The sequence below is a fragment of the Muricoccus roseus genome (assembly GCF_900141905.1).
Taxonomy (GTDB): Bacteria; Pseudomonadota; Alphaproteobacteria; order Acetobacterales; family Acetobacteraceae; genus Roseomonas; species Roseomonas rosea.
The window spans coordinates 320,528-345,193 of the sequence record NZ_FQZF01000002.1; the positions used below are offsets into that span (position 1 = coordinate 320,528).

Consider the following 24,666-nt stretch of genomic DNA (forward strand, 5'->3'; position numbering starts at 1 on the left):
CCTCAAACCCGGCCAACGAGCCTCAGGCCGCGGCGCGCCGGGTCAGGGCCAGTTCCCGGCCGAGGAAGGTGGCGATGGCCCCGGGGCCGGAGCGGTCCGTGCCGGCCAGCCCCGCCGCCGCCTCGGCATCCGGGTTGTAGTTAGTGTTGGTGTTCACGTCGTAGGTGAAGACCTTCCCCTCCGGCGTGCGGATGAACTCGATGCCAGCCACCTCCACGCCATTGGCGGCCAGGAAGGCTTCCAGCCGCTCGCGCTGGTTTGCCTCGATGCCGTCGGGGAGCACGCGGAAGCGGGGCTTCGCGGCCGCCGGAGCTTCGCCGACGGGGCAGAAGGCATCGCCCACGGCGGCGGAGGGGGCGGGCACCTCGCAAACATCGGCGGGGCAGAGCTCGAAGCCCGAGGAGGTGTCCACCTCCACGGCGTAGAGGAAGCGGCCGCCGATGAATTCGGCGCGGGTGATGAAGGGGCGGGCGGCGCGGATGTAGTCCTGCAGAAGCCACAGCCCGTCGGCGGGCAGCTCGTCGTCCGGCACCTCGGCCAGGAAGCCGGCCAGCGCGTCGGGATCCGCGAAGAGGCGCACGCCGAGGCCCTTGCCGCCGCGGTTGGGCTTCAGGATCAGCGGGCCGTTGCCGTAGCGCTTGCGCGCGGCCTCCACCACGTCACCGGCTTCGCCACGCACGACCACGGTGCCCGGCACCTCGATGCCGGCGGCCTCCAGGGCTGCGTATTGCCGGGCCTTGCTGATCTCCAGGTCCAGCGCGCGCGGGCCGTTCACCACGCGGCGGCCGAAGCGCTCGAGCCAGGCGAGCACCGCGGCCGTCAGCTCCGCCGAATAGCGATGGCCGCGCGTGTGCGAGGAGGCGGACATGCGGTTGTAGAACACGCCCTCCGGCGGGGGCTGTGAGAGGTCGAAACTGCCGGCGGAGAGGTTCCACTCGGCCCAGGGCAGGCCGCGCTGGTCGAAGGCGCGCGCCAGGGGCGGCAGCCATTCCGGGTTCTCGTGGATGACGTGGATCTTGGACATGGCGGGCGCCTCCGGTCGCGGCAGCGATGTGGGAGGGGAGTTAGCCCGATCAAGATGCGTACGAAAGTAGATTTCACGACATGGTGCGTTAAATCCGCCGGATCCCCGTGAAGGTCGGCAACCCGGCCTGGAGGTCCCGCAGGTTCGACTGGTGGGCGGTGACCCGGAAATACTGGCCCAGGGGCAGGTAGGGCAGGTCCTGCCAGAAGCGCGCCTGGATGCGCTCGGCCACGGCCTTCTGGGCGGCGGTGTCCGGTGCCGCCATCCATTCCCGGCGTAGCCCTTCCAGTTCCGGGCTGTCCGGCCAGCCGAACCAGGCGCGCGGGCCGTTCGCCCGGAGGCCGAGATGCGCCACCGGGTCCAGCAACCCCGCGGCGCTGAGGCCGGAGATGAAGACGCTCCAGCCGCCCTTCTCCACCGGCTCGCGCGAGTTGCGGCGCTGAACGACGCTGCCCCAGTCGGCCGCATAGGCCTCGGCGTTCATCCCGGCGCGGGTGAACATGTCCACCGCCACCTCGCTCATCGCCTTCAGGATGGGGAAGTCGTTGGGCTGGAGAACGACGACCTTCTCGCCCCGGTAGCTGGCAGCGGCGAGGTCCCGGCGCACCTTGTCCATGTCGCGCGGGCCGCGCAGGGCTTCCAGCCCCACCTCGCTCGCCATGGGCGAGCCGGAGAGGAAGACGCCGACGCCGTCCCGCCACAAGGCGCGATCCTCACCGAAGGCGGCGGTCATGAAGGCGGACTGGTCCAGTACCCCGAGCATCGCGCGGCGGATGGCCGGGTTGTTGAAGGGCGGCTGCAGGTGGTTGAAGCGGAGGATGCTGATGCTGCTGTCATCCGTGACCTGAACGGTGATGCCCCGGCTGCGCCGCATGAGCGGGATCAGGTCGTTGGGCGGGTACTCCACCCAATCCACCTCGCCCTGCTGGAGCGCGGCCACGGCCGTCGCGGCATCCGGGAGGATGTGCCACTCCACCCTGTCGAAATGGGCGATCTTCGGGCCGGCGGTGCGGCTGGCGGTGCCGCCCTGGCGCGGCCGGTAGTCGTCGAAGCGGGCATAGGCGACACGGGCTCCGGAGACGCGCTCATTCGCCAGGAAGCGGAACGGGCCGCTGCCGATCACCTCGGGCACGGGGCGCGCGGGGTCGAGGCTCGCCAGGCGCTCCGGCATGATGGCGGGCATGGCGGCCGTCACCTTGCCCAGGGCGCGGGGCAGCAGGGGGAAGGGCTGCTTCAGGCGGAAGCGGAGCGTGCGGTCGGTGGGGGCGGACAACTCGTCGGTGGCGGCCATCAGCTCGGCGCCGAAGGCGTCGCGCGCGGCCCAGCGGCGCAGGCTGGCCACGGCATCCCGGCCGCGCACAGGCTCGCCATCATGGAAGCGGAGGCCCTCGCGCAGGGTGAGCGTCCATTCGCGCCCATCGGCCTCGGTGACATGTCCTTCCACCATCTGCGGCTGGACGTGGTAGTCGGCATCCAGCCCGTAGAGCGTGTCGTAGACCATGAAGCCATGCGCCAGGGTGACCGTGGCGGTGGTGACGACAGGATCGGTCACGGCGAGATCGGCCTGCGGCACGAAGCGTAGGACGCGCGCGGCCTGGGCGCCGGCGAGGCGCGGGGCGGCGAGGGGTGCGGCGAGGCCGGCGGCGAGGAACTGGCGGCGGCTGGGCATCGGTGCGGCTCCTCGTCGGCGAAGGAGCGTCCGGCGCGGCTTGGCTCCCTGTCAACGATTCCCATGCGTCACGGTCTTGGCGCGGCGGGAGGGGCGGCGCATCCTCCCCGCATCCGTCCGGGGAAGGCATCCATGGCCCTGCGCTGCGACCTCATCATTCGCGAAGCCACGCTGATCGACGGAACCGGCGCGCCGCGCCGCCGCGGCGATATCGGCGTCACGGGAGATCGCATCGTCGCGCTCGGCGACCTCTCCGCCGCCAGCGCGGACCGGGAGGTGATGGCGGGCGGCCGGGTGGTCGCGCCCGGCTTCATCGACGCGCACACGCATGACGACCAGGTCGTGCTCTGCGGGCCTGCCTGCATGCTCTGCAAGACGAGCCAGGGCGTGACGACGGTCGTGACGGGCAATTGTGGCATCAGCCTGGCCCCGGTGCCGATGAAGGAGCGGCCGCCCGCGCCGCTGGATGGCGTCTGCGCGCCGGAATGGTGGATCTTCGACAGCTTCGCCGCCTATGCGGAGCGGCTGCGCGACACGCCCTCCTCCGTGAACACGCTGGCGCTGATCGGGCACATGTCCCTGCGCGTCGGCGCCATGGGGCGCGACACGGACCGGCCAGCCAGCGATGGCGAGGCCGAGCGGATGCGCAAGCAGCTCGCCCAGGCCCTGGCCGAGGGCGCGGCCGGCTTCTCCACCGGCCTGTTCTACCCGCCCAGCAAGCATGCGCCGACCGATGAGGTGATCGCCGTGGCGGAGGCGCTGCGCGGCACGGGCGGCCTCTATGTCACGCATATGAGGAACGAGGCGGAAGGCGTGCTCGATTCCATCGAGGAGACGCTGCGAATCGGTGAGGCGGTGGGCGCGCCCGTGGTGATCAGCCACCACAAATGCGCGCAGCCCGAGAACCACGGCCGCTCGGTGGAGACGCTGCCGCTGATCGCGCGCCATGCGGAGCGCTATCCCGTCGCCTTCGACGTCTATCCCTACACCGCCTCCTCCACCTCCCTCGCCGCGCGCAAGCCGCGGCCGGACGTGCCGGTGCAGATCACCACCTCCGTCCCGCATCCGGAGATGGCCGGGCGGATGCTCTCGGACATCGCGGCGGGATGGGGATGCACGCTGGAGGAGGCGGCGCAGCGGCTGATGCCTGGCGGCGGCGTGTTCCACAACATGGCGGAAGAGGATGTGCGCCGGATCATGGCGCATCCCCTTTCCATGATCGGCAGTGATGGCGGACCGCTGGCGAAGCAGCCGCATCCGCGCCTCTGGGGCACCTTCCCGCGGGTGCTGGGCCAGTACAGCCGCGAACTCGGCCTGTTCAGCCTGGAGACGGCCGTGCACAAGATGACCGGGCGCACGGCGGCGGTGTTCGGCATCCCCGATCGCGGTGTGCTGCGCGAAGGTGCCTTCGCCGATCTCGTGATGTTTGATCCGGACACGGTGCGGGACCGCGCCACCTTTTCCGAGCCCCGGCAGTTGGCGGATGGGATCGTCGAGACCTGGGTGAACGGGCAGTCCGTCTATACCCACGCCGGCGGCGCGAGCGACACGCCGGCCGGGCGGCTGCTGCGGCGCGAGGCCGACTGAGCCGCTACATCCCGGCCCAGCGGAGCGCTGCCATGGCGGCGACGCCCACCACGATGGAAAGGCCGAAATTGCCCCATTTCGCATGGGCGGCCGCGCAGGGGATGCTGGCCAGCGCCGCCGCGAGATCCTGCTTGGACAGGGCGATGGCGACATAGGCGGCGAAGAGCGGCGCGGGCAGGTTGCGCAGCAGCGCGTCGATGAAGGGCGGCGTTTGCACTGCGCGCAGCACGGCATAGCCGCCGGCCCGGCAGAGATAGGTGACCACGCCCATGGCGATGATCGCCAGCGTCACGTCCCAGCGCATGGTCATGCCCGGGCCTTTCGCGTTTCCCGCCAGGCGGCGAGGAAGGCCCCGGCGAAGGCGCCGGCCAGAAGCGGCAGCGGCGCCGGCAGGTGAAGCATCTGGGCAGCCATGGCGGTGGCGGCGGCCAGGATCCAGGGCGGCAGGTCCTGCCCCGGGCTGCGCCAGAGGGCGATGAGGATGGCGACGAAGCTGGCCGTCGCCGCGAAGAAGAGCGGGTGGTCGGGCGGCAGGGCCACCACGCTGCCCATCACATGCCCCACGGCCGTGGAGATCAGCCAGCCGAACCAGGTGAAAACCCCCAGGCCGAAGAGGAACCCCGCATCCCGCCCGCCGGCCCGGTTCTCGGCAACCGAAAGGGCGAAGGAATGGTCCACCGTGACGAAGAGGGAGCCCCAGAGGCGCCAGCCCTTCAGATGGTCGAGCCAGAAGGAGAGGGCGGCGCCGATCGGCACCATGCGGATATTGACCACGAAGGCGGCGAGCGCGACCGCGAGGATATCCGGCGGGTCGGTCCAGAGTTCGAGGGCGAGGAGCTGGGAGGCGCCGGCGAAGACCAGCGCGCTCATCAGCAGCGTCTCCGCCAGGCTGAGGCCCTTGCCCAGGGAGATCACCCCGACCACCGCCCCGAAGGGCGCGATGCCGAGCAGCAGCGGCACGCCCCGGCGCACCCCACGCAGGATACCGGCCGAGGTGAAGACGATCCGCATCCTCCCCCTATAGGGGGGAAAGGGGAGGGGATGCCATGCGCCGCGCCCCCGCCTGCCATGCCCTTGCCGTGATGCGGCGGCTCAGCCGCGCCGGGATTCGATGATCCGGGCCTCGGCCTCCGCGCGGTCGAGATCGAGCGCCGCCTCGGCCACCTCCCGCGGGAAGCCGGCGCGGGCGAGGGCGCCCATGGCCTTCATCCGCGCGGCACGGACCGCCTCCGCCTCCTCCGGCGGGTCGGGGTCGAAGGGGCCCTGGCGCCGGCGGCGGAGATGGGCGAGGGCGGCGGTCACCTCGTCCGTTCCGGCCTCCTCCAGCGTTTCGGAGGCCATCTCCCCGCCAACGCCCTTGGCGGCGAGATGGGCGGCGATGGCCCGGCGGGAACGGCCGGCGCGGGAGAGGCGGCGCGCGCGGGCGGCGGCGAAGGCCGCATCGTCCACCGCACCCGCCGCGACCATGCGCCGGGCGACGCTCACCGCCGCCGCGCGGCCCGCGGCGACGATCGGGGCCACGGCTTCCGGCTCCATCCCCTCGCGCTCCGCCCGTTGGGCCCAGCGGGCCACGCGGCGCTGCAGCACGCGGGCCAGCCCGGCCTCGGTCGCGGCGAAGCGTGCCAGGTGGTTCAGCGCCGCCTCCTGCAGCCGCGCCTCGGTCGGCGCCGGCCCGGCACTGGGTTGGCGGCGCTCGCGCGGGCGCCGGGCGGGTGGGGGGCGGTCCTCGGCCATCGGGGGGGAATCTGCCATGTCCGGCCCCGGCGGGGGAGGGGCAGGGCGCAACCGGCTTCGGGCGGCGGGCGTTCCACCGGCCACAGGCAGACAAGCCGCAAGGAGGCGCCGCATGACCACCCGAACCTACAAGTCGACCCTGATGGGTCTGACCGCCGCGGCCGCGCTGCTGGCCGTGCCCGCCCTTGCCCAGACCCAGGCCCAGCCCCAGACGCAGGCTCAAACGCGGGACGGCACGCCGGGCAACCCGCCTTCGACCGCCACCCAGCGCGCCGCCGACCAGGCCACCGGCAACCGGACCGCGCCCGATGGCACCCCCGGCAACCCGCCCGGCACCGCGCTGGGCCGCGCCGTGGACCGTGCCGGGGACAATGCCGCCGGCGCCAACCAGCGCGCCGGGGACCCGCTGAACACCCAGAACCGGCCGGACGGTACGCCGGGCAACCCGCCCGGCACGGCGCTGGGCCGCGCGGCCGATCGCACCGCGGACGGCGCCGCCGATGCCAACCGCCGTGCCGGCGATCCGCTGAACACGCAGGACCGCCCGGATGGCGCCGCCGGCAACCCGCCCGGCACGGCGGTGACGCGCGGCCTGGACCGCGCGCTCGGCACCAACATGTCCGGCGCCTTCCCGCAGAACGAGCAGCCCGCGACGGATGGCACCCGTGCCACCGTCACGGGGCGGGATGCGGCCGCGACGGATAGCGGCCGCAGCAACGAACCGGCGGCGGCCAATGCCAACCCCGGCGCGATGGGCACCACCGGCTCGCAGCCGCGGGCGAGCGGCGCGCAGGGCCAGGCCGGCATGCCCGGCCCGGTGAACCGCACGCCGGAGGGTGACCAGGCCCGGGCCGGTACGGCGAACGTGCCGCTGCAGAACCAGGCGGCGGGCAATGCGCCGGCCAACCCCTCCGGCCCGAATGGCGCGAACCGTCCGGCTTCGGCCACGGCTGCGAACTCCGCCGCCACCGCGCCCGCCGCCCAGACGGACCGCGTGAGCCGCATCATCGGCTCCAACGTCTATAACGAGCGGAACGAGTCGATCGGCTCGGTGGACGACGTGATCCTCCCCTCCGGCGGCTCCTCGCCGATGGCGATCGTCTCGGTGGGCGGTTTCCTCGGGATCGGCGCCAAGCTCGTCGCCGTGCCGATGTCGGAGCTGCGCTGGTCGGCCGCCGACAACCGCTGGACCATCACCGGCGCGACCCGGGAGAGCCTGACCTCGCTGCCGGCCTATTCCTACGACGCGGCGCGCCGCGGCTAGGCTGCCGGCTTCAGACGGCGCGTGATCGGCCCGGGTGCGGAAGCATCCGGGCCTTTCGCGTTCATGCGCAAACCGTCCGGGACCGTCTCGCGGCCGTTTCAGGAATGCGCCATGCGGATGTCACACGAAAGAAAGATGCCGCAGGACAGCAAGGAACCCACGGCGTGATGCCGCGTTGCCCCGGCAGGTCCCGCAGGCCATGCGGAACCAGAACAACCCGACCGGAGAGAGCTCCTGATGCTGTCCACCACCTTCCGTGCCGCGGCACTGCTCCTGAGCCTCGGCGGCCTCGCCGCCTGCGCGCAGGATCCGCTGAACACCTCGGGCCGCCCCGATGGCGCGCCGGGCAACCCGCCGGGCACGGCCGTGTCCCGCACCAATGACCGCGTCGGCGATCCGCTGAACACTCAGAACCGCCCCGATGGCACGCCGGGTAACCCGCCGGGCACCGCCGTCTCCCGCGCCAACGAGCGCGTCGGCGACCCGCTGAACACCGCCGACCGTCCGGACTGCACCCCGGGCAACCCGCCGGGCACCGCCGTTTCCCGCGCCACCGGCACCACGGACCCGAGCGACTGCGCCCCGCAGCGCCGCAGCCGCAGCCGCCGCTGATCCGGCAACCGGAACCGGATGGGGCGCCGCAGCGATGCGGCGCCCCTGGTGATTCCAGCGGGGTCGTTTCAGCGGGGCATTTTCGGCGGGTGTGCCCTGCATTGCGGACGCGCCGCATCCTTTGACCCGGCGCGCCCTTTCCGTCATCTTCGCCGGCTTCCCGCCCGGCGCTGCGATACCCGCCCCGCCCGCGGGGCAACCGGAGGGCCACGCCGCGTGATCCCCGCCCTGATGCCGAACTACAACCGCGCCGACCTCGTCTTCGAGCGGGGCGAGGGTGCCTGGCTGTGGGATGCGCAGGGCCGACGATTCCTCGACTTCGGCGCCGGGATCGCGACCACGAGCATCGGCCACGCCCACCCGCATCTCGTCTCCGCCATCGCCGAGCAGGCCGGGCGCGTGATGCACACCTCGAACCTGTACCGCGTGCCGCAGGCCGAGCGCCTTGCCGCGCGGCTGGTGGAGGCCACGCCCTTCGCGGACAGCGTGTATTTCTCGAACTCGGGCGCCGAGGCGAACGAGGCGATGGTGAAGGCGGTGCGGAAGTACCACGCGGCCAACGGCCATCCCGAGCGCTTCCGCACGATCTGCTTCGAGGGCGCCTTTCACGGCCGCACGCTGGCCATGATCTCCGCCACGGGCAACGCCAAGTACCTGGAGGGCTTCGGCCCGCCGGTCGATGGCTTCGACCATGTCCCCTTCGGCAACATGAACGCCGTGCGCCAGGCGATCACGAAGGAGACGGCCGCGATCATGATCGAGCCGATCCAGGGCGAGGGCGGCGTACGGCCGGCCGACCTGCGCTTCCTGCAGGAGTTGCGCGCGACCTGCGACGAGTTCGGGCTGCTGCTCGCGCTCGACGAGGTGCAGACCGGCATGGGGCGCTCCGGCAAGCTTTGGGCGCATCAATGGGCCGGGATCGAGCCGGATGTCATGTCCTCGGCCAAGGGCATCGGCGGCGGCTTCCCGCTCGGCGCGACCCTGGCGCGGGAGAAGGTGGCGGAGCATCTGAAGCCCGGCACGCATGGCAGCACCTATGGCGGCAACCCGCTAGCCTGCTCGGCCGGCAATGCCGTGCTGGACGTGATCCTCGCCCCGGGCTTCCTCGATCAGGTGGACCGGGTGGCGCGCCATCTCTGGCGCGGCATGCAGGACCTGGCCGGGCGCCACCCGAAGGTGGTCGCGGGCGTGCAGGGGGCGGGGCTGCTGCTCGGCCTGAAGCTGCACGACGTCGTCTCCAACGCCGAGGCGCAGGGCGCGGCGGTGGCGGAAGGGCTGCTCACGGTGGCGGCGGGGATGAACGTGCTGCGCGTCGCGCCGCCGCTCATCATCACCGAGGCCGAGGCGGACGAGGCGCTGGGCCTTCTTGACCGCGCCATGCTGCGCATCACGCCGGGCGAGGCGAAGGCGGCCGCCAAGTGAGTGCCGCGTTGAAAACGGTGGAGGGGGGGCCTGCGGCCCCCCGCCACTTCCTCGAGATCATGGATTTCGATGCGCCGACGCTGCGCCGCATGCTGGACATGGCGCGCGAGGCCAAGGCGGGGCGGGTGCCGGGCAAGCCACTGGCCGGCAAGTCCATCGCCCTGATCTTCGAGAAGCCGAGCACCCGCACCCGCGTCTCCTTCGAGGTGGGGATCACCCAGCTCGGCGGCCATGCGGTGGTGCTCTCGGGGCGGGACATGCAGCTCGGGCGGGGCGAGACGCCGGCGGACACGGCCAAGGTGCTGTCCCGCTATGTCGATGCGATCATGCTGCGCACCGACGATGTCTCGAAGCTGCGCGGGCTGGCGGAGCACGCGACGGTGCCGGTGATCAACGGCCTGACGGATGTCTCGCATCCCTGCCAGATCATGGCCGATGTCCTCACCTTCGAGGAGCATCGCGGCCCCATCGCCGGCCAGACCATCGCCTGGACGGGCGACGGCAACAACGTGGCCCAGTCCTTCATCCAGGCCGCCGCGCGCTTCGACTTCACCCTGCGCCTGGCGACCCCGGATGCGCTGCGCGCGCCGCCCGAGCTGGTGGCCTGGGCGCGGCGCGAGGGTGCGCAGATCGAGGAAACGGACGACCCCGCGGCCGCCGTGCGTGGCGCACGCTGCGTGGTGACGGATACCTGGGTTTCCATGTCCGACGAGAAGCCGGACGCGGCCACGACCAACCGCCACAACCTTCTCGCGCCCTACCAGCTCAACGCCGCGCTGATGCGCCACGCGGCGCCGGACGCCATCGTGATGCACTGCCTGCCGGCCCATCGTGGCGAGGAGATCACCCAGGAGGTGATCGACGGGCCGCAGAGCGTGGTGTTCGACGAGGCAGAGAACCGGCTGCACGCCCAGAAGGGCGTGCTGCTCTGGGCGCTCGGCCTGGGCTGAGGCCAGCCGGCGCGCGGCTTGATGCAAATCAAGGTGGAGCGCGCGCTGGCGGGCCAGTTTGCCATCCAGGTTGAAGCCTTGGAGGCATCCGATGAGCGCCGTGATGGAGTCCCTCTCCGCCCGTGACGTGATGACGCGCGAGGTGATCTGCGTACCGGCCTCGATGCCAGTGGCATCGCTGGCGCGGCTCCTGGCCGAACGCGGCATCTCCGCCGTGCCCGTCACCGGGGCGGATGGCCGGCTGCTTGGCATCGTGACGGAGCTGGACCTGATCCGCCGGCTTTCCGGCGCGGAGGACCGGCGCCCTGGCTGGATCCAGCGCCTGTTCGGCAGCCGGGACCGTGACGCCGAGCGCTATGCCCAGGTGCATGGCATGCTGGCCGAGGACGTGATGACCCGCAGCCTCATCACGGTGACTGAGGGCAGCTCGGTGGAGCATATCGCCCATCTGATGGAGGAGCGGGGCATCCGCCGCGTGCCGGTGCTGCGGGGCGAGCGCCTCGTTGGCATCGTCTCCCGCGCCGACCTGCTCCAGGCGCTGCTCGTCCCACCGGCCGCGCTGGGCGAAGGCGCCGACGAGGATGAGCGGATCCGCGAGGCCGTCTGGAAGGAGGTTCGCGAGCAGCCCTGGGCCGACATGGTCTACACCTTCGTCAGCGTGAAGGACGGGGTGGTGGAGTTCCAGGGCTTCGCGCGTTCCCCGGCCGTGCGCCGCGGGCTGCAGGCCATCGCGCATCGCGTCCAGGGCGTCCGCCGCGTGGTGGACAGCATGGAGGAGGGGATCCCGCAGCTCGCCCTCTACTGAGGAGCCCCGTCGAGGCGGCCCCTGGTCGGCGGCGGCTCGACGGCCGCCGTCCCGGTCCGCTCCCGCAGCGGGCGCGGGCCTGGAAAGGGCGCCATGCGCGCGGCGCGGGCGCAGGGCCCTGTCGATCCGCCGCGGCGCTGACTATCTAGGGCGGGTGCAAGACGTGACCCGCCCCTCCGAGACCCCCGACTTCCTCAACCATGACCGCCCCCCGGTGCCGGCCATGGTGGTGCCGCGCGCCATCATGCCCTTCCACCTGGACGGCCGCCCCGTGCGCGGCCGGCTGGTGCGGCTGGGCAAACTGGCCGAGGCGCTGATCGGCCGGCATGACCTGCCGGAGGATGTCTCCCGCCTGCTGGGCCAGGCCCTGGCGCTGACCGCCGGGCTGGCCGCCGCGCTGAAGTTCCGCGGTTCCTTCTCCCTTCAGGCGAAGGGCGATGGCCCCGTGCCCATGCTGCTGGCCGACTGCACGGATGCGGGCGAGATCCGGGGCTATGCGCGCGCCGAGGGCCTTGCCAGCGGCGAGGCCGGCGCGCTGCTGGGCAAGGGCTATCTGGCCTTCACCTGCGATCAGGGGCCGGACATGGACCGGTACCAGGGCCTTGTCGCGATCGAGGGCGAGACGCTGGCCGAGATGACGGACAGCTACTTCCGCACTTCGGAGCAGCTCCAGGCCTTCGTACGCCTGGCCTGCCGCCGCACGCCCGAGGGCTGGCGCGCCACCGCCCTGATCCTGGAGCGCGTCGCTGCCGAGGGCGGGGTCGATGGGCTGGGCGACGAGGAGGCCGACGAGGCCTGGAACACGGCGACCACCCTGGCCTCGACGGTCAAGGAGGAGGAGATGCTCGACGACGGCCTGCCGCCGGAGCAGCTCCTGCACCGCCTCTTCCATGCGGAGGGCCTGTTGGTGGACCGGCCCCGGGCGCTTTCCTATGGCTGCCGTTGCTCCCGCGCGCGCCTTGCCGGCGTGCTGCAGGGCTTCCCGGAGGCCGATCTGGACCACATGGCCGAGCACGGGCTGATCACCATGACCTGCGAGTTCTGCAATGTGGCCTTCCGCTTCGAGCGCTCCGAGGTGAGGGGTGGCGCTGGCCGGGCCTGATCGGCTAACGCGGAGGCCGGGCTTTGGGGGATTCCGCGAGATCATGACCGGACGCAGCATGACCAGGCGGGGCATCGTGATCGGTGCGCCGCTGCTCCTTCTTGCCTGCGGAGGGCGCGAGCCGCCGCCCGCGCCGCCGCGCGTGGAGGGCTATGCCTGGCTCACGCCGCTGCGCCTGAACGTGGCCGACCTGGAGGTGGTGGAGAACCCAGCCGGCTCCCGCGCCGATCCGCCCGCGCCCATCCTGCCTTCCGCCGAGGTGGCGCGGATGGGGCGGGACCGGATCATTCCCTCCGGCACCACGGGCCGGGCGCGCTTCATCGTGGATTCCGCGAGCCTCACCCGCTCGGGCGATGCGATCGCCGTGCTGCTGCGCGCCCGGGTGGAGATCCTGCTGGACGGTGACCGGCGGGTGGCCTTCGCCGAGGCCGAGGCGCGGCGGGGCCTGACCGGCGCCGGCGGCAGCGCCGCCGCCCGGGCACGGGCCGCGGAGACGGTCATGATCCGCGCCATGGAGCACCTGAACGTCGAGTTCGAGCTGCAGGTCCGCCGCAACCTTCGGGACTGGCTGCTGGAGACGACCCCCACCGCGCCGGTGGCGCCGATCGACGCGCCGGGCGGCATCCAGCGGCAGGACCTTCCCCAGGGCTAAGGGCTAAGGGCTGGGGTCGCTTTCGCAACCCCGGGCAGGGATTCGGCGCTTCTTCCCCATCGAAGGAGAATCGCCATGAACCGCTTCCGCCCTGCCTTGCTGTTGCCGGCCCTGGCCCTCGGCGCCGGCCTGGCTGCCTGTGCGCCCTATCCGGCGGAGCCCTACTACCAGCCCGGCACCTATGGCGTGGCCCCCGCAGTTACTCCGGGCTATGCCGCCGCGCCCTATGCCACGCCGATGCCGGGCTATGTCGGCCAGGCGCCCGCGCCTGCCGTCGGGCCAGGCTATGCCGCCGCCGTGGATCCCTATTGCCGCGAGGCCTATGCCGCCGCCGCCGGCGCGCAGCAGCAGGCCGCGATCAGCGGTTCCTATGCCGATGCCGCCCGTGCCGACCGCTCGGCTGGCTTCTTCCGCCGAGATTGCTAAGGCGGTCCGAAGGTCTCGCGGGCGTGGCGCCGGGTTCCTGGTGCCACGCCCGCGGTTCTCTGGGGCCCCGCGCTACCCCTCAAAGGTGCCGGAGCGGCCGTTGATGATCGACAGGAATTCCCGCCGCGTCGCATGATCGTCACGGAAGGCGCCCAGCATCGTGCTGGTGACCATGGTCACCCCATGCTTGTGCACGCCGCGCGTCGTCATGCACTGATGCGCCGCCTCCAGCACCACGGCCACGCCCACGGGGTCGAGCACGTCGTTGATCGCGTTGGCGATCTGCGCGGTCAGCTTCTCCTGAATCTGCAGGCGCTTGGCGAAGGCATCCACCACCCGTGCGAGCTTGCTGATGCCGACGACCCGCCCGCGCGGCAGATAGCCCACATGCGCGCGGCCGATGATGGGCACCATGTGGTGCTCGCAATGGCTCTCGAGCCGGATGTCGCGGAGGACCACCATCTCGTCATAGCCCGCCACCTCCTCGAAGGAGCGCTGGAGGAGCTGCACGGGGTCGGTGCCATAGCCGACGAACAGCTCCCGGTAGGACTTCGCGACGCGCTTGGGCGTATCGACCAGCCCCTCCCGGTCCGGGTCGTCGCCGGCCCAGAGGAGGAGGGTCCGCACCGCCGCTTCCGCCTCAGCCTGGGTGGGGCGCTTGTGGCCGGCGAGGTCGGCCGGACAGGCGGCGCCGGCCTCGGCTGCGGCCTGGGTGTCGGGATGGGGTTCGGTCACGGGCAGTCGGTTCCTTGGGCGCGGCGGGCGCTGATCCGGGGTGCCGCGGGGCGGCGCGGGCAAAGAGATGGGGAGGGGCGGCGGAGTCGGGAAGCGGCCTGTCCCGCGAGGCGGGGCCAGGCCGTGGAGCTCATCACCGCCGCCTAGTTGAGCGTGACCTGCCCATGCGGGCTGTCCAGGCTGAAGGCCGGGATCTCGGCGTCGAAGGTCTCGCCCGTGACGGGTACCACCATGTGGTAGACGCCGCGCATGAAGCCGGAGGAGGTCGCGAGCGGGGTGCCCGAGGTGTACTCGAAGGCCTCGCCGGGTTCGAGCACCGGCTGCTCTCCCACCACCCCGTCCCCGTGCACGACCTGGGTGCGGCCGAGCGCATCGGTGATGGACCAGCTGCGCTTCATGAGCTGCACGGTCTCCCGCCCCTCATTGGCGATGCGGACCCGATAGGCCCAGACATGCCGCCCCTCCTCGGGATCCGACTGATCCGCGAGATAGAAGCTCCGCACCGTCACGCGCAGCCCGCGCGTGATAGCGGTGAAGGCGCCGGCATCGCTCATCGCGAAGCCCTCCCCTTGCCCTGGCGGGAGGAGCCCGCCGCCCTCTTCCGTGAGGCGCCCGGCACGCTCAAGCGCGACATACCCCGCCCGCTCACGCGCGACGCCCCAGCAGCGCCGTGGCCATCCCCGCACCGATCAGCATCGACCCGCCAATGCGGTTCATCGCCTGCCTGGGGCCGGGCCGGCGCACGACGCCCGACAGGCGCCCCGCCAGCAAGGCATAGCCCAGCGCATTGGCCGCGCCGAGCGTGACAAAGCTGGCCACCAGCAGCGCCGCCTGCAGCAGGAAGGGGCGGGCAGGATCGAGGAACTGCGGCACGAAGGCGACGAAGAAGGCGATGCTCTTCGGGTTCGTCGCCGTGACGATGAAGGCCTGCATCCCCGCCCGGCGGGGCGGCAGCGGTGCCGGCGCCCCCTCAACCGGGGCGCGCCACATCCGGATGCCCAGCCAAATGAGATAGGCGGCGCCCGCCCAGCGCAGCACCGTGAAGGCGAGCGCCGAGGCGGCGAGCAGCGCGCCCAGCCCGGCCAGGGAGAGGCTGAGGGCCAGGGCATCCCCCGCAGCCACGCCAAGCACCAGCGGCAGGGTGGAGCGCCGCCCGCCGCCGAGTGACTGGCCGAGCACGAGAAGAATGGTCGGCCCGGGGATGATCAGCATCGCCGCCGAGGCGGCCAGGAAGGCAAGCCAGGTTTCGATGCTCATCCTTCTCCCCTCAAGGTTGTGGCGGGAAGGGGGCGCAGCCTGCCACCGGCCGCGCCGCCCCGTCCACCTTGCCGCCCCGTGGCGCGGTCAGCGCGCCCTCTTCAGCGGTCCGGCGCCGCCGCGCGGGAGAGGTCGGCCTTGCCGCCGCCCGTGCTGCGCAGCCCGTCGAGCGCCTGCGAGAGGTCGTCGATCAGGTCCTGCGCGTCCTCCAGCCCCACGGAGAAGCGCACCGTGCCATCGGTGATGCCAAGGCGCGCTCGCTCCTCCGGCCCCACTTTCATATGGGTGGTGGTGGCGGGGTGCGTGACCATGCTGCGGGCATCGCCGAGGTTGTTCGAGATGTCGATCAGCCGCAGAGCGTCCAGCACGCGGAAGGCCGCCTCCTTGCCGCCCTCCACGTCGAAGGTGACGAGCGAGCCGCCGGCCGACATCTGCTTCTTCGCCAGCGCCTGCTGCGGGTGGCTGTCGAGGAAGGGGTAGAGGGTGCGCGAGACCTCCGGCCGGCCGGCGAGGAAGTCGGCCAGCTTCGCGGCATTGGCGCACATGGCCGGCAGGCGCAGATGCAGCGTCTCCAGCCCCTTCAGGATGACCCAGGCATTGAAGGGCGAGATGCTGGGGCCGGTGTTGCGGATGAAGGGCTGCAGCACCTCGTCCACCCACTTCTGCGAACCCAGCACCGCGCCGCCGAGCACGCGGCCCTGGCCGTCGAAATGCTTGGTGGCGGAATAGACCACTACATCCGCGCCGAGGGTCAGCGGCTTCTGGAGAAGGGGCGTCGCGAAGACATTGTCCACCACCACGATGGCGCCGGCCGCATGCGCCAGCTCGGCCACCGCCGGCAGGTCCACCAGCTCCAGCATCGGGTTGGAGGGCGTCTCCAGCAGCACCAGCGCCGCGGGCTTGCGGAAGGCGTCGCGCCACTGGTCGAGATCCGTGCCGTCCACGAAGACCGTCTCGATGCCGTAGCGCGGCAGCAGGGTGGAGACGATCCAGTGGCAGGAGCCGAAGAGGGCGCGGGAGGCCACGACCCGGTCGCCGGTCTTCAGATGGGACAGCATGGCCGAATGCACGGCGGCCATGCCGGATGCCATCACGCGGCAGGCCTCGGCGCCTTCGAGCGCGGCCAGCTTGTTCTGCAGCGCCTCGATCGTCGGGTTGCCGAAGCGGGAATACTGGAAGTGCTGGATTTGGCCGAGGAAGGTCTCCTCCGCCTGGCCGGCGCTCTCATACATGAAGCCCGAGGTGAGATGCAGGGCTTCCGACATCTCGTCGAAGGAGCTTCGGTTCTGGCCCCCGCGGACGAGCAGCGTCGCGGGGCGGAGGGGGGTGTTCGGAAGGGTCCTGGGCATCGCGGGCGTTCCACCAAGTCACGGATGGCCCGGTCGGGCGGTGGGAAACCCACCGCCACGGCCGTTTAGCGCGTTTCTTTAGGCTCGCCGCAAGCTGGCCGACAAATCGCGAGCTGGCTCCGCCGGGCGCGGAGCCGGTGGCAAGCTAGTCCCCGCCTCCCGGCGGGGCAAGGGCGGGAGGGGAAGGGGGGGCGCATCCCCTGTTTCCGGGCTTGGCTCCCCTCCGGCCCACACGGGGCCGCGATCATCTCCTCGCGGTGGCGGAGGAGGAGGAGGAGCGGCAGGGCAGGCATGCCGGCCTTCCAGCGGAGTCGTGCCCATAGTGCGGATTGCGCGGGCGCGGGGCCTGCGCTAGGTGTGGATACCTCGGAGCGCGGGCGTAGTTCAGAGGTAGAACGTCAGCTTCCCAAGCTGAATGTCGTGGGTTCGATTCCCATCGCCCGCTCCAGAGTTTTGCCGCTGCGCCGTGTCGGGCGGCCCACCCCACCCTCAGCGGGTTGCAGGACGGGGTAGAGAGTTCTGCCAAGGTAGCTTGGAACGCGGTCGCTGATCTCGACGGCGAGGCCCTGTCCCTGCGATCGGCCCCATGCGCAGCGCTTCAGAGCGGCCACGCTCTGCCCCCGAATAGGTTTAGACAGGCGGCAGGGAGTTGGCGGAGGATGCCCGATCAACTTGAGGCCGGGTGGGAGGAACAGATGCTAGGTCGAGGTATCTTCGGAAGCCGAGAGGTGGCTCTGCCGGAAGAAGTCGCCGTCCATCTCACGGAAGACGATGAGCGGAACCTGGTCGGCGTCGTGGTGGCGCCCGGCACCCACCGTGAACTCTCCCTCACCGGCGATCTCCCCAGGGGGCCAGGTCTCATCCCGCGTGCCGCGCCCCTTGCGATCAATGACGGGATCAGAAAGGCTCAGGCCCTGCAGGCGCCTCTCGTGATCATCGACCCCTTTGGGGTATGGGATCCCGCCTGGGGGGAGCTGCGCTTCCACTGAGCATCGGGGCTGGGGTGGGGCGCGGCTCTGCTCGTCGAATCAAGAGGCTAGCCTTTGCGCCGCCCTGGAGGCGGCTCGGGGGAGCCATCGCGGAACAGGGGAGTGGGCCGGGAGTGGGGCTGAGGAAGGGTATGGAATGAGCCGCGACCGACGACAGGGGGCGGCGAGGAAGGGCTCTCCCCGCTCGGGAAACCTGGTCAGTGAAGTCGCCCGCCTCTCCCGCGAGTTGGACGAATGCCGCGCGAAGCTGAAGCAGATCGAGCAGCAAGGAATCGCGAAGGTGACGGCACGGCGTCTGGCGGCCCTGGAGGAAGGGCAGCAGATCGCACGCGGTCAGGCCGTGGACGCGGCACTCGCGAAATCGAAGGCCGAGGCAGAGCTGCGCGCTCTTCGGAAGGCAATCGCCGAGGCGCCAGGCCCGCTGGGATGGCTGATCCGGAAGGCGGCCGGAAGGCTGCGAATTGGGGGGTAATGCCCAGCCTGCAGTTCATCTGGGCGCTTGGCAGCGCGGCCTGGCGGGTCGGGAAGGCTTGAAGCTCCACAGCTTGCCGGTGCGTTACTCGCTCCAGACAGTGTGAGCCCTTCTGGCATGCAACAGCCGAAAACGACCGACGGCAGTGCCGCCCTCGAGCGAACAATTCAGCGCCTCCTGGAGGCATGCCGGCGGTCTTTCCAGAATGGCCATGCCCGCCGGGCCAGGCGGGAGGTGGATGGAGCGGCCGCTCTCCGCCGGGTCGCGGATCGTCTGCGCACGTAGATTGAGGGCGACACGCCGACGGCTTCGCGCCGTGTTCCACTTGGCCGCGACTGGGCGACCCCCTTCACGCCTCTTCGACGACCTCTCCGCTCCGCCTTGTGAGGTGCATTCTCCCGCCCTCTGGACGAGAAGCATGGCGCCGGCCGGGCGAGGGCCGGCTGTGGCCCGGCAGGTTCCGCAGCATGGGACCGGGGCTGGAGGAAAACGATCCAGTTGACCAAGGGCGCTCCCACGGCCTCGTTGCCGCACGCCCTGATCGACGGAGACGTCATGCATCGATCCGCATCTTTCGCGTTGCTCACCCTGCTGGCTGCCTGCGGCTATGGCGATTCCCGGATGGCCCATGAGGCCCAGCTCAGCATGGAGGGGATGACGGCCGCCGACTTGCAGGCCTGTGCCGGGATTCCCGAGAAGACGAAGCGGCTGGATGCCAGGACGGAGTTGTTCAGCTACAGCGTGAAGAACGAGGCGGCCGGCGGAGTGGAGGTTTCCCTGCCGGTGATCGGGGGCGGCTACACCCTGGGCGGGAGCGGAACCGCCTGCACCGCGACCTTTCGCCTAGTGGATGATCGGGTGAGCGGGCTGTTCTACTCCGGCAACAATGACCGGCCCATCGGCCGGGATGGCGTCTGTGCGCATATCATCCGGGGCTGCATGCGGCGCCCGCTTTCGAGCATGACGCGGACGGACGACACGGCCTCCGCCTCCTCCGCCTTCCGGCAGCCGCCTGCGCCGCCGCCCCCGTCGCAGCCGGCAGTCGTAAGGATGGAGCCCATCGGGCGTTGATCACGGAAATTCCGTTCTGCATCACCGAATTCACGCTGCTTTGACGGAGGGCTGACGGAGGTTTCCGCCCCTTGTGCTCGGATTGGCCCAAGAGCTCGCGTGTCGTCCTGGCGCGCGGAGCGGCCGATCTCAGCAGAGGAAAAATCCATGACCGAGAAGAGCAGCGTAAAGACCCCCGTGATCCGCACCCCGGCCGCCGCCGTGGCGGATTCGGGCCGGGTTTCCACCGGTGGCCTGCAGCGCGCCATCATCCGCACCCTGCCGAAGAAGCTGGCCGATGCGGGGCGGGTTTCGACCGGCGGCCTGCAGCGCGCGATCGTCCGCACTCCCCCGAAGGCCGTGGCCGATTCCGGCCGCGTCTCCACGGGCGGACTGCAGCGCGTCATCTGATCGCGCCAGCCCCGCGCCGGCCCGCTTCAGGGCCGGGCGGGGCAGCCGGGTGATGCAAGCGCGGGTAGATCGGCTCATGGACCAGACACCGACCTCCGAGATTCCCGCCCAGATCCGTGGAACCGCGCCGGACGCCGATCCGATCGTGCGCTTCCACAATCTTTTTCCGGGATGCCGCCCGCCGCAGCGCGCCGCGCGCGATGGCCATGGCACGATCCCCATCCGCGCCTACCGCCATTGCGAGGCGCTGTGCTCCGCCGCCGCCTTCGGCTGGCATGTCTTCCCGCCCATGGATTTCGAGCTGGTCTGGGATGGCAGCACCGAGATCCAGTGGACCTATGAGGGCGCCGAGGGCTGGTACCCGCTGAACGTCGCCCAGTTCCCCCATTTCGCCGCCGCCTTCGACGAAGGCGCGCCGGAGGATGCGAAGGGCTTCTCGCCCCCCTTTCTCGCGAATTTCGTCGAGCCCGGCGTGGTGCAGATCTGGACCGGCCTGGTGGCGCGCACCGCGCCCGGCTGGAACCTGCTGCTCCGCCCGCCCGCCAATGTGCCGCGTGACCTGGGCTACGAGCATTTCGAGGGCATCATCGAGACCGACCGCTGGTTCGGCCCGCTGTTCTTCAACGTGCGGCTGACGCGGACGGACATCCCTGTGCGCTTCCGGGCGGGCTATCCGTTGATGCAGGTGCAGCCCGTGCAGCGCGCCACGCTCACCGATGCCGTGCTCGAGAATTATGACGTGTCGGAGGGGCTGGAATCGTTCACCCCGGCGGATTGGGACGCCTTCCGCGACACCGTGGTGAAGCCGAACAAGGACCCGAACCGCCGCCGCGGCGCCTATGGCGCCGAGACCCGCAAGGGGCGCAAGCGCGAGGAACGGGGACCATGACCGCCGGGCGGGACAGGCTCCATGGCCTGGCCTGGGCGGTGGTTACCGTCACGGTCGCGGCCGCCTATCCGGCCATCACGCGGCTCGGCGTCACGCAGCAGGCAATGACCCCGATGGAACTGGCGACGCTGCGCTATGTGGTGGCCGGGCTGGTGCTGTTTCCCGTGCTGCTCGCCTCCTGGCGCCGCTTCGGCCGGGCGGACTGGGCCGAGGCCTGCATTCTGGCCCTGTGCCAGGGCACGCCGCTCGCGGCCCTGATCGCGACGGGGCTTTCCTACGCTCCGGCTTCGCATGGTGCCGCGCTCACCCTCGGCCTCATGCCGGCCGCCACCCTGGTCTTCGCCATGGCCGCGGGCCGCTATCCGAGCCGGGCCGCCGCCTTCGGCGCCGCCGTGATCGCGTTCGGCGCCGTGGCGCTCTCCCTGCTCGAAATCGGAGGGGGCGGCTCCGCCCTGATCGGTCACGCGATGTTCGTGCTCGCGGCGCTGATGGGGGCAACCTATTTCACGCGGCTGCGCGCCTCCGGCTTCACGGCGCTGGAAGGCGCCGCCTTCGTCGCCGTTCTCTCCGGCGCCGGCGGCGTGCTGGCGCTGGCCGTGATGGGGGACCTGCCCCAGATGCTGCGCATCGCGCCGCGAACCCTGCTGCTGCAGGCGGTCTTCCAGGGGCTGCTGGTGGGCGTGCTGACGATGGTGGCGATGAACCGCGCCATCGCCCTGCTGGGCGCGGCCCAGGCAACGGTCTGCATGTCCCTCGTCCCGGCGGGGGCGGCGGCGCTGGCCGTGCCCGTGCTGGGCGAGGTGCCCTCCGGCCCCGAGATGCTCGCCATCGGCACCATGGTCGTCGGCGCCATCCTTTCGGCCCTTCCCGGTTCCCCGGCTGCGGTCGGGCCTTTCCGCTGCCTCGTCCCGCCGCGCCGCGGCATGCCGGCCGCCTCGCCGGGAGGACTTCCATGACTGAGGAGAAGCCGATGATCCAACTCGATCTGCCTCGTGAAGAGGCGCAGCTGGAAGAGGTGATCGGGACGTTGGCGGTGCTCGCCCGCTCCACAGGCCGGAACGCGGCCGGGGGGGTGCTGGAGGCGCTGCGCGACACCCTGGCAACCCAGCCTCACCAGCCCGTCCAGAGGCGCTGAGCCCGCGCATCCGCGCCGGCCGCCCGAACGCTTCACCATTTGCCCAGCGACCCGATCGCGCACACCGCCACGGCGGGCGTGATTGGCCGGTCGCGCCCGGCCGCCGCGCCGGCCGTGAGAGAGATGCCATGGCACGAATCAGCAGATCCGAGGGCCCGGCCATGGCGGGCAGCCCCGTCGCGAGGCAGGCCTGGCTGCACCTCGCGAGCGAGACCCTGGCCCTGGGATGCCTCTTCGAGCGCCGGGGCGCCGCCCATATCCGCATCCCCGTCCACCGGCGGCAGCAGATGGCCGGGTGCGAGTGGCACAGCCAGCGCAGCGGGGGGGTGCTCCGCTCCGTCTCCTACACCTTCGAGGCGCTGGAGGACTGGAACGCGATGGCACGGGAGTCGATCGAGGACGTGGCCGCCCTCTACCGGCACATCCTCGGCCGGCCAGAAATCCGCCCGGCCGACCTGACCTGGTCGGCAGACATCTATCGCCGCGGCCCCGAGGGCCATGTGCTCGCCTTTCCGGCCGGCAGCTACAACCCCCTGAACGCCTGGAACACGGTGCGTGGCGCCGTGCACCTCAACGGCGGCATGGCGGCGGGCTTCGAGGCCTCACCCCTGCCAATGACCGATCCGGGCCGGCTGCGCCTGACCGATGCGGGGCTGGAGCGCGGACTTCTCTTCCTGAGGGGGCGGGACTGCACGGCCGAACTGCTGCACCCAGCGCGGCGGGAGGGCTGGGCCGGCCCGATCAGCCGCCTCGAATTGCGGCTCCCCGGCGGCGCGGATTGGTCGCTGGACGACCTGACCCTGCCCGATGGCGAGCGTTTCACGCCGCTCGGCCTGTTCCAGGCGCTGCTGGGCGAGCCTGCCTGGGCGCGGGAGGGGCGGAGGCGAGGCCTGGCAGAGCCGACGCGCGATCCGATGCTGCCCGGGCCGCTGGTGAGCAGGGCCATGCTGCGTCAGCTTTTCGCCTCAGGGCGCCCCGCGCTGGCCTGAGCCGCGTTCCGACGTCCTAAAACGGCGTGGAATCGAGGGACGTGGCTTGCCTCTCCCATGCCGATACAATGAAACGGCGCGCAGGCCGCAGTCCTTTATCCCGGGGAATCCGATCGCCATAATCACCCGGTGATGGTCGAGCATCCCCGTGACACGACGGGCGGATGGCCCCTGTGAGCCCCGCGCCGCCTTTCCGGCCGGCAGGTGGCCCCGACCAGCCCGCGCCCTTCGTGCGGGTCTCGTTGCTTGGCCCGGTGCGGGCCTGGGACGGGGAGGGAGGCGAGATCGCCATCCCTGGTCGTAAGCCGCGCGCGCTGCTGGGCATCCTCCTGATGGCTCGCGGCCGGCCGGTGAGCCGGGCACGGCTGGCTGCGCTCCTCTGGGAGCGCTCCGCCGAGGCGGAGGCGCGGGGCAGCCTGCGCCAGGCGGTGCTTGAGCTCACCCGCGCATTCGGGGCGGTTCCCCTGCTGCGCCGGGACGGCGAGAGCCTGCGTGCCGATCCGGCCTGCTGCGTGGTCGATGCGCTCACGCTTCCGGCTGGCGGAGCGCCGCCCGATGGGATGCCGGCTCTCATGGATGGGCTGGAGGGGATCGGCGAGGGCTTCGACGACTGGCTTCAGGCGGAACGCGATGCCTTCCTCGCCGATCTGCGTGCCCGGCAGGAGGCGAGGCTCGAAGCCCTGGCCGAGGATCCGGCCCGCAGCGAGGAGGCGATCCAGGCGGCCCGCGGCCTCGTGGCCCTCGACCCGTCGCATGAACCGGGCTGGCGCGCGCTGATGCTCCTGCTGGCCAGTGCGGGCAACCGGGCCCAGGCACTGGCGGAATATGAGCGGTGCGAAGCCGCGCTCCGCCGGGCGCTGGACCTGGAGCCCTCGGCGGAGACGCAGCAGCTCGCGGCAAGGCTGCGGGCGCCGTCGCGGGCTGCCCTCCTGCCGCCCGCGCCGCCCCCGCCCTCGGAGGATGGACGGCTCCGGGTCGGCGTCATTCCGGCGCGCCTGTCCGCCGGGCAGGCGCATCATCCCCTGACCGCCGCCTATGCGCATGACGTGGCGCTGGAGCTGGTGCGCTACCGCCATTTCGACGTGCTGCACCCGAGCGCGCTGGAAGCGGGCGGCGTGCCATCATCGGAGGCGTTCCGGGGCCTTGGCTTGGATTACATCGTCACCACCGCGATCCGGCGGGAGGCCGAAGGGAGCAGCCTCGTTCTCTCCCTTTTGGAGGTGTCCGGCCCTGCCCGCCCGATCTGGAGCGCGCGCGCCCCGCTCGGCGGCACCGCCGACGAGCTGGACAGCGAGGCGCTGGGCCGGCTCGTCGCCCGGCTGGAGCCGGTGATCCTGCACACGGAGGGCACCCGCCCCGTGCCGAAGCGCGTCACGGATGCAAGTGCCATCGTGCTCCGCGCCATTCCGCTGATGTTCAGTATGGAGGCGCCCCGCTTCTTCCGGGCCGGCGAGATGCTGGCGGATGCGGTGACGCGGGAGCCGGAGAATGCCATGGCGGCGGCCTGGGCGGCCCAGTGGCATGTCTTCCAGATCGGCCAGAGCTGGGCGCCCGATCCCGCCGCCGCGCTGGAGGAGGCGGAGCGCCTCGCGGTGCTGGCGATGAGCCTCGACCCCGAGAGCGCGGAGGCGGCGGCGATCTACGGCCATGTCGCCTCCTTCCTGCACAAGGATTTCGACAGCGCGGCCTATTACCTCGGCCGTTCGCTGGAGCTGAACCCGCACCAGGCCTCCTCCTGGGCGCTCTCGGCCGCGACCCAGACCTATTCGGGCAGCCCGAAGGAGGCGCTGCGGCAGCTGGAGCGCTACCGCAGCCTTGCGCCCTGCCATCCGCATGACCGCATCCTCAGCCAGGTCTTCACCACCGCCTATGCAGTGGGCGGGGATTTCGAAATGGCGCTGTCCTTCGGCCGCCGCGCCGTGCGGGCCGCCCCCGGCTTCGTCAATGGCTACAAGCCCGTTCTCTCCGCGCTGGGGCATCTTGGCCTGGCGCGCGAGGCGCGGCCGCTGATCGAAGCACTGCTGCGGCTGGAGCCCCGCTTCAACGTGGCGGAATTCGTCAGCACCTATCCCTTCCGGCGGCCCGAGGACCGCGAGGCCTATGCCGAGGGCCTGCTGCGGGCCGGCGCGCCGAAAGGCTGACC

At 71.6% G+C, this 24,666-nt stretch carries 27 protein-coding genes, 1 tRNA gene and 1 riboswitch; of the genes, 19 read left to right on the forward strand and 9 right to left on the reverse strand.

The annotated features are described in order from the left end of the window. Window positions 1-22: 22 nt before the first annotated feature. Window positions 23-1,024 carry an ATP-grasp domain-containing protein gene (locus tag BUB97_RS01545; RefSeq protein WP_073130661.1) on the reverse strand — a complete coding sequence of 334 codons (1,002 nt, stop codon included), beginning with the start codon at window positions 1,022-1,024 and terminating at the stop codon, window positions 23-25. 88 nt (window positions 1,025-1,112) lie between these two features. Then, a complete protein-coding gene (locus BUB97_RS01550; RefSeq protein WP_073130664.1) occupies window positions 1,113-2,693 on the reverse strand; it encodes an ABC transporter substrate-binding protein in 1,581 nt (526 codons plus the stop codon). 132 nt (window positions 2,694-2,825) lie between these two features. Between BUB97_RS01550 and BUB97_RS01555 the strand changes: the two genes are divergently transcribed. Then, on the forward strand, window positions 2,826-4,280 hold the full coding sequence (locus BUB97_RS01555; RefSeq protein WP_073130667.1) for an N-acyl-D-amino-acid deacylase family protein: 1,455 nt from the start codon (window positions 2,826-2,828) through the stop codon (window positions 4,278-4,280). 4 nt (window positions 4,281-4,284) lie between these two features. Here the strand turns inward: BUB97_RS01555 and BUB97_RS01560 are convergent, their stop codons facing one another. The 3 genes from BUB97_RS01560 to BUB97_RS27155 form a co-directional block, all read right to left on the reverse strand. After that, the gene (locus tag BUB97_RS01560; protein WP_245818127.1) at window positions 4,285-4,590 is read right to left on the reverse strand and encodes an AzlD family protein; all 306 of its coding nucleotides are present in this window, start codon (window positions 4,588-4,590) and stop codon (window positions 4,285-4,287) included. Continuing rightward, window positions 4,587-5,291 carry an AzlC family ABC transporter permease gene (locus BUB97_RS01565; RefSeq protein WP_073130670.1) on the reverse strand — a complete coding sequence of 235 codons (705 nt, stop codon included), beginning with the start codon at window positions 5,289-5,291 and terminating at the stop codon, window positions 4,587-4,589. Before BUB97_RS01565 ends, BUB97_RS01560 begins: the two co-directional genes overlap by 4 nt. 81 nt (window positions 5,292-5,372) lie before the next feature. Then, window positions 5,373-6,032 carry a RecX family transcriptional regulator gene (locus tag BUB97_RS27155; protein WP_073130673.1) on the reverse strand — a complete coding sequence of 220 codons (660 nt, stop codon included), beginning with the start codon at window positions 6,030-6,032 and terminating at the stop codon, window positions 5,373-5,375. 94 nt (window positions 6,033-6,126) lie between these two features. Between BUB97_RS27155 and BUB97_RS26520 the strand changes: the two genes are divergently transcribed. From BUB97_RS26520 to BUB97_RS01610, 8 genes are all read left to right on the forward strand, one after another. Then, entirely contained in the window at window positions 6,127-7,278 is a 1,152-nt protein-coding gene (locus BUB97_RS26520) for a PRC-barrel domain-containing protein (protein WP_073130676.1), read from the forward strand. 237 nt (window positions 7,279-7,515) lie between these two features. Next, on the forward strand, window positions 7,516-7,890 hold the full coding sequence (locus tag BUB97_RS01580) for a hypothetical protein (RefSeq protein WP_073130679.1): 375 nt from the start codon (window positions 7,516-7,518) through the stop codon (window positions 7,888-7,890). Between the two features lie 216 nt (window positions 7,891-8,106). Continuing rightward, a complete protein-coding gene (locus BUB97_RS01585; protein WP_175562529.1) occupies window positions 8,107-9,312 on the forward strand; it encodes an aspartate aminotransferase family protein in 1,206 nt (401 codons plus the stop codon). Then, a complete protein-coding gene (argF, locus tag BUB97_RS01590) occupies window positions 9,309-10,262 on the forward strand; it encodes an ornithine carbamoyltransferase (RefSeq protein ID WP_073130682.1) in 954 nt (317 codons plus the stop codon). Before BUB97_RS01585 ends, argF begins: the two co-directional genes overlap by 4 nt. Window positions 10,263-10,353: 91 nt before the next feature. Further along, on the forward strand, window positions 10,354-11,067 hold the full coding sequence (locus BUB97_RS01595) for a CBS domain-containing protein (protein WP_073130687.1): 714 nt from the start codon (window positions 10,354-10,356) through the stop codon (window positions 11,065-11,067). A 154-nt stretch (window positions 11,068-11,221) separates the two neighbouring features. Then, window positions 11,222-12,169 (forward strand): Hsp33 family molecular chaperone HslO, encoded by a 948-nt coding sequence (gene hslO / locus BUB97_RS01600; protein ID WP_245818129.1) that lies wholly within the window; start codon window positions 11,222-11,224, stop codon window positions 12,167-12,169. Window positions 12,170-12,212: 43 nt separating this feature from the next. Further along, entirely contained in the window at window positions 12,213-12,821 is a 609-nt protein-coding gene (locus tag BUB97_RS01605; RefSeq protein WP_073130696.1) for a hypothetical protein, read from the forward strand. A gap of 75 nt (window positions 12,822-12,896) precedes the next feature. Continuing rightward, complete coding sequence (locus tag BUB97_RS01610) at window positions 12,897-13,247, forward strand: hypothetical protein (protein ID WP_073130699.1); 351 nt, start codon at window positions 12,897-12,899, stop codon at window positions 13,245-13,247. A gap of 72 nt (window positions 13,248-13,319) precedes the next feature. On the opposite strand, the gene folE is transcribed toward BUB97_RS01610, so the two are convergent. The 4 genes from folE to metZ form a co-directional block, all read right to left on the reverse strand. Next, window positions 13,320-13,982 carry a GTP cyclohydrolase I FolE gene (folE, locus tag BUB97_RS01615; protein WP_073130702.1) on the reverse strand — a complete coding sequence of 221 codons (663 nt, stop codon included), beginning with the start codon at window positions 13,980-13,982 and terminating at the stop codon, window positions 13,320-13,322. Between the two features lie 143 nt (window positions 13,983-14,125). Continuing rightward, complete coding sequence (gene apaG / locus BUB97_RS01620) at window positions 14,126-14,536, reverse strand: Co2+/Mg2+ efflux protein ApaG (protein WP_073130704.1); 411 nt, start codon at window positions 14,534-14,536, stop codon at window positions 14,126-14,128. A gap of 91 nt (window positions 14,537-14,627) precedes the next feature. Then, complete coding sequence (locus BUB97_RS01625) at window positions 14,628-15,239, reverse strand: LysE family translocator (protein WP_073130706.1); 612 nt, start codon at window positions 15,237-15,239, stop codon at window positions 14,628-14,630. A gap of 101 nt (window positions 15,240-15,340) precedes the next feature. After that, on the reverse strand, window positions 15,341-16,588 hold the full coding sequence (metZ, locus tag BUB97_RS01630; protein ID WP_073130709.1) for an O-succinylhomoserine sulfhydrylase: 1,248 nt from the start codon (window positions 16,586-16,588) through the stop codon (window positions 15,341-15,343). 45 nt (window positions 16,589-16,633) lie between these two features. Then, window positions 16,634-16,711, reverse strand: a riboswitch (SAM riboswitch). Window positions 16,712-16,961: 250 nt separating this feature from the next. On the opposite strand from metZ, the gene BUB97_RS01635 reads away from it, so the two are divergent. The 10 genes from BUB97_RS01635 (at window position 16,962) to BUB97_RS01680 (ending at window position 24,664) form a co-directional block, all read left to right on the forward strand. Continuing rightward, a tRNA-Gly gene (locus BUB97_RS01635) sits at window positions 16,962-17,036 on the forward strand. A 211-nt stretch (window positions 17,037-17,247) separates the two neighbouring features. Then, the gene (locus BUB97_RS25725) at window positions 17,248-17,577 is read left to right on the forward strand and encodes a hypothetical protein (protein ID WP_139281274.1); all 330 of its coding nucleotides are present in this window, start codon (window positions 17,248-17,250) and stop codon (window positions 17,575-17,577) included. 136 nt (window positions 17,578-17,713) lie between these two features. Then, a complete protein-coding gene (locus BUB97_RS01645; RefSeq protein WP_139281275.1) occupies window positions 17,714-18,049 on the forward strand; it encodes a hypothetical protein in 336 nt (111 codons plus the stop codon). Between the two features lie 555 nt (window positions 18,050-18,604). Continuing rightward, window positions 18,605-19,120: a hypothetical protein gene (locus BUB97_RS01650; RefSeq protein ID WP_139281276.1), complete on the forward strand. Its 516-nt coding sequence runs from the start codon at window positions 18,605-18,607 to the stop codon at window positions 19,118-19,120. Between the two features lie 147 nt (window positions 19,121-19,267). Continuing rightward, on the forward strand, window positions 19,268-19,510 hold the full coding sequence (locus BUB97_RS01655) for a hypothetical protein (RefSeq protein WP_073130722.1): 243 nt from the start codon (window positions 19,268-19,270) through the stop codon (window positions 19,508-19,510). A gap of 76 nt (window positions 19,511-19,586) precedes the next feature. Then, the gene (locus BUB97_RS01660; protein WP_073130724.1) at window positions 19,587-20,399 is read left to right on the forward strand and encodes a DUF6065 family protein; all 813 of its coding nucleotides are present in this window, start codon (window positions 19,587-19,589) and stop codon (window positions 20,397-20,399) included. Further along, entirely contained in the window at window positions 20,396-21,355 is a 960-nt protein-coding gene (locus BUB97_RS01665; RefSeq protein WP_073130726.1) for a DMT family transporter, read from the forward strand. Before BUB97_RS01660 ends, BUB97_RS01665 begins: the two co-directional genes overlap by 4 nt. 14 nt (window positions 21,356-21,369) lie before the next feature. Then, window positions 21,370-21,534, forward strand: coding sequence for a hypothetical protein (locus BUB97_RS26090; protein ID WP_175562530.1), 165 nt, complete (start codon window positions 21,370-21,372; stop codon window positions 21,532-21,534). Window positions 21,535-21,695: 161 nt separating this feature from the next. Continuing rightward, a complete protein-coding gene (locus BUB97_RS01675) occupies window positions 21,696-22,523 on the forward strand; it encodes a hypothetical protein (protein ID WP_073130731.1) in 828 nt (275 codons plus the stop codon). 173 nt (window positions 22,524-22,696) lie between these two features. After that, window positions 22,697-24,664 (forward strand): AfsR/SARP family transcriptional regulator, encoded by a 1,968-nt coding sequence (locus BUB97_RS01680; RefSeq protein ID WP_073130734.1) that lies wholly within the window; start codon window positions 22,697-22,699, stop codon window positions 24,662-24,664. Window positions 24,665-24,666 lie beyond the last annotated feature (2 nt).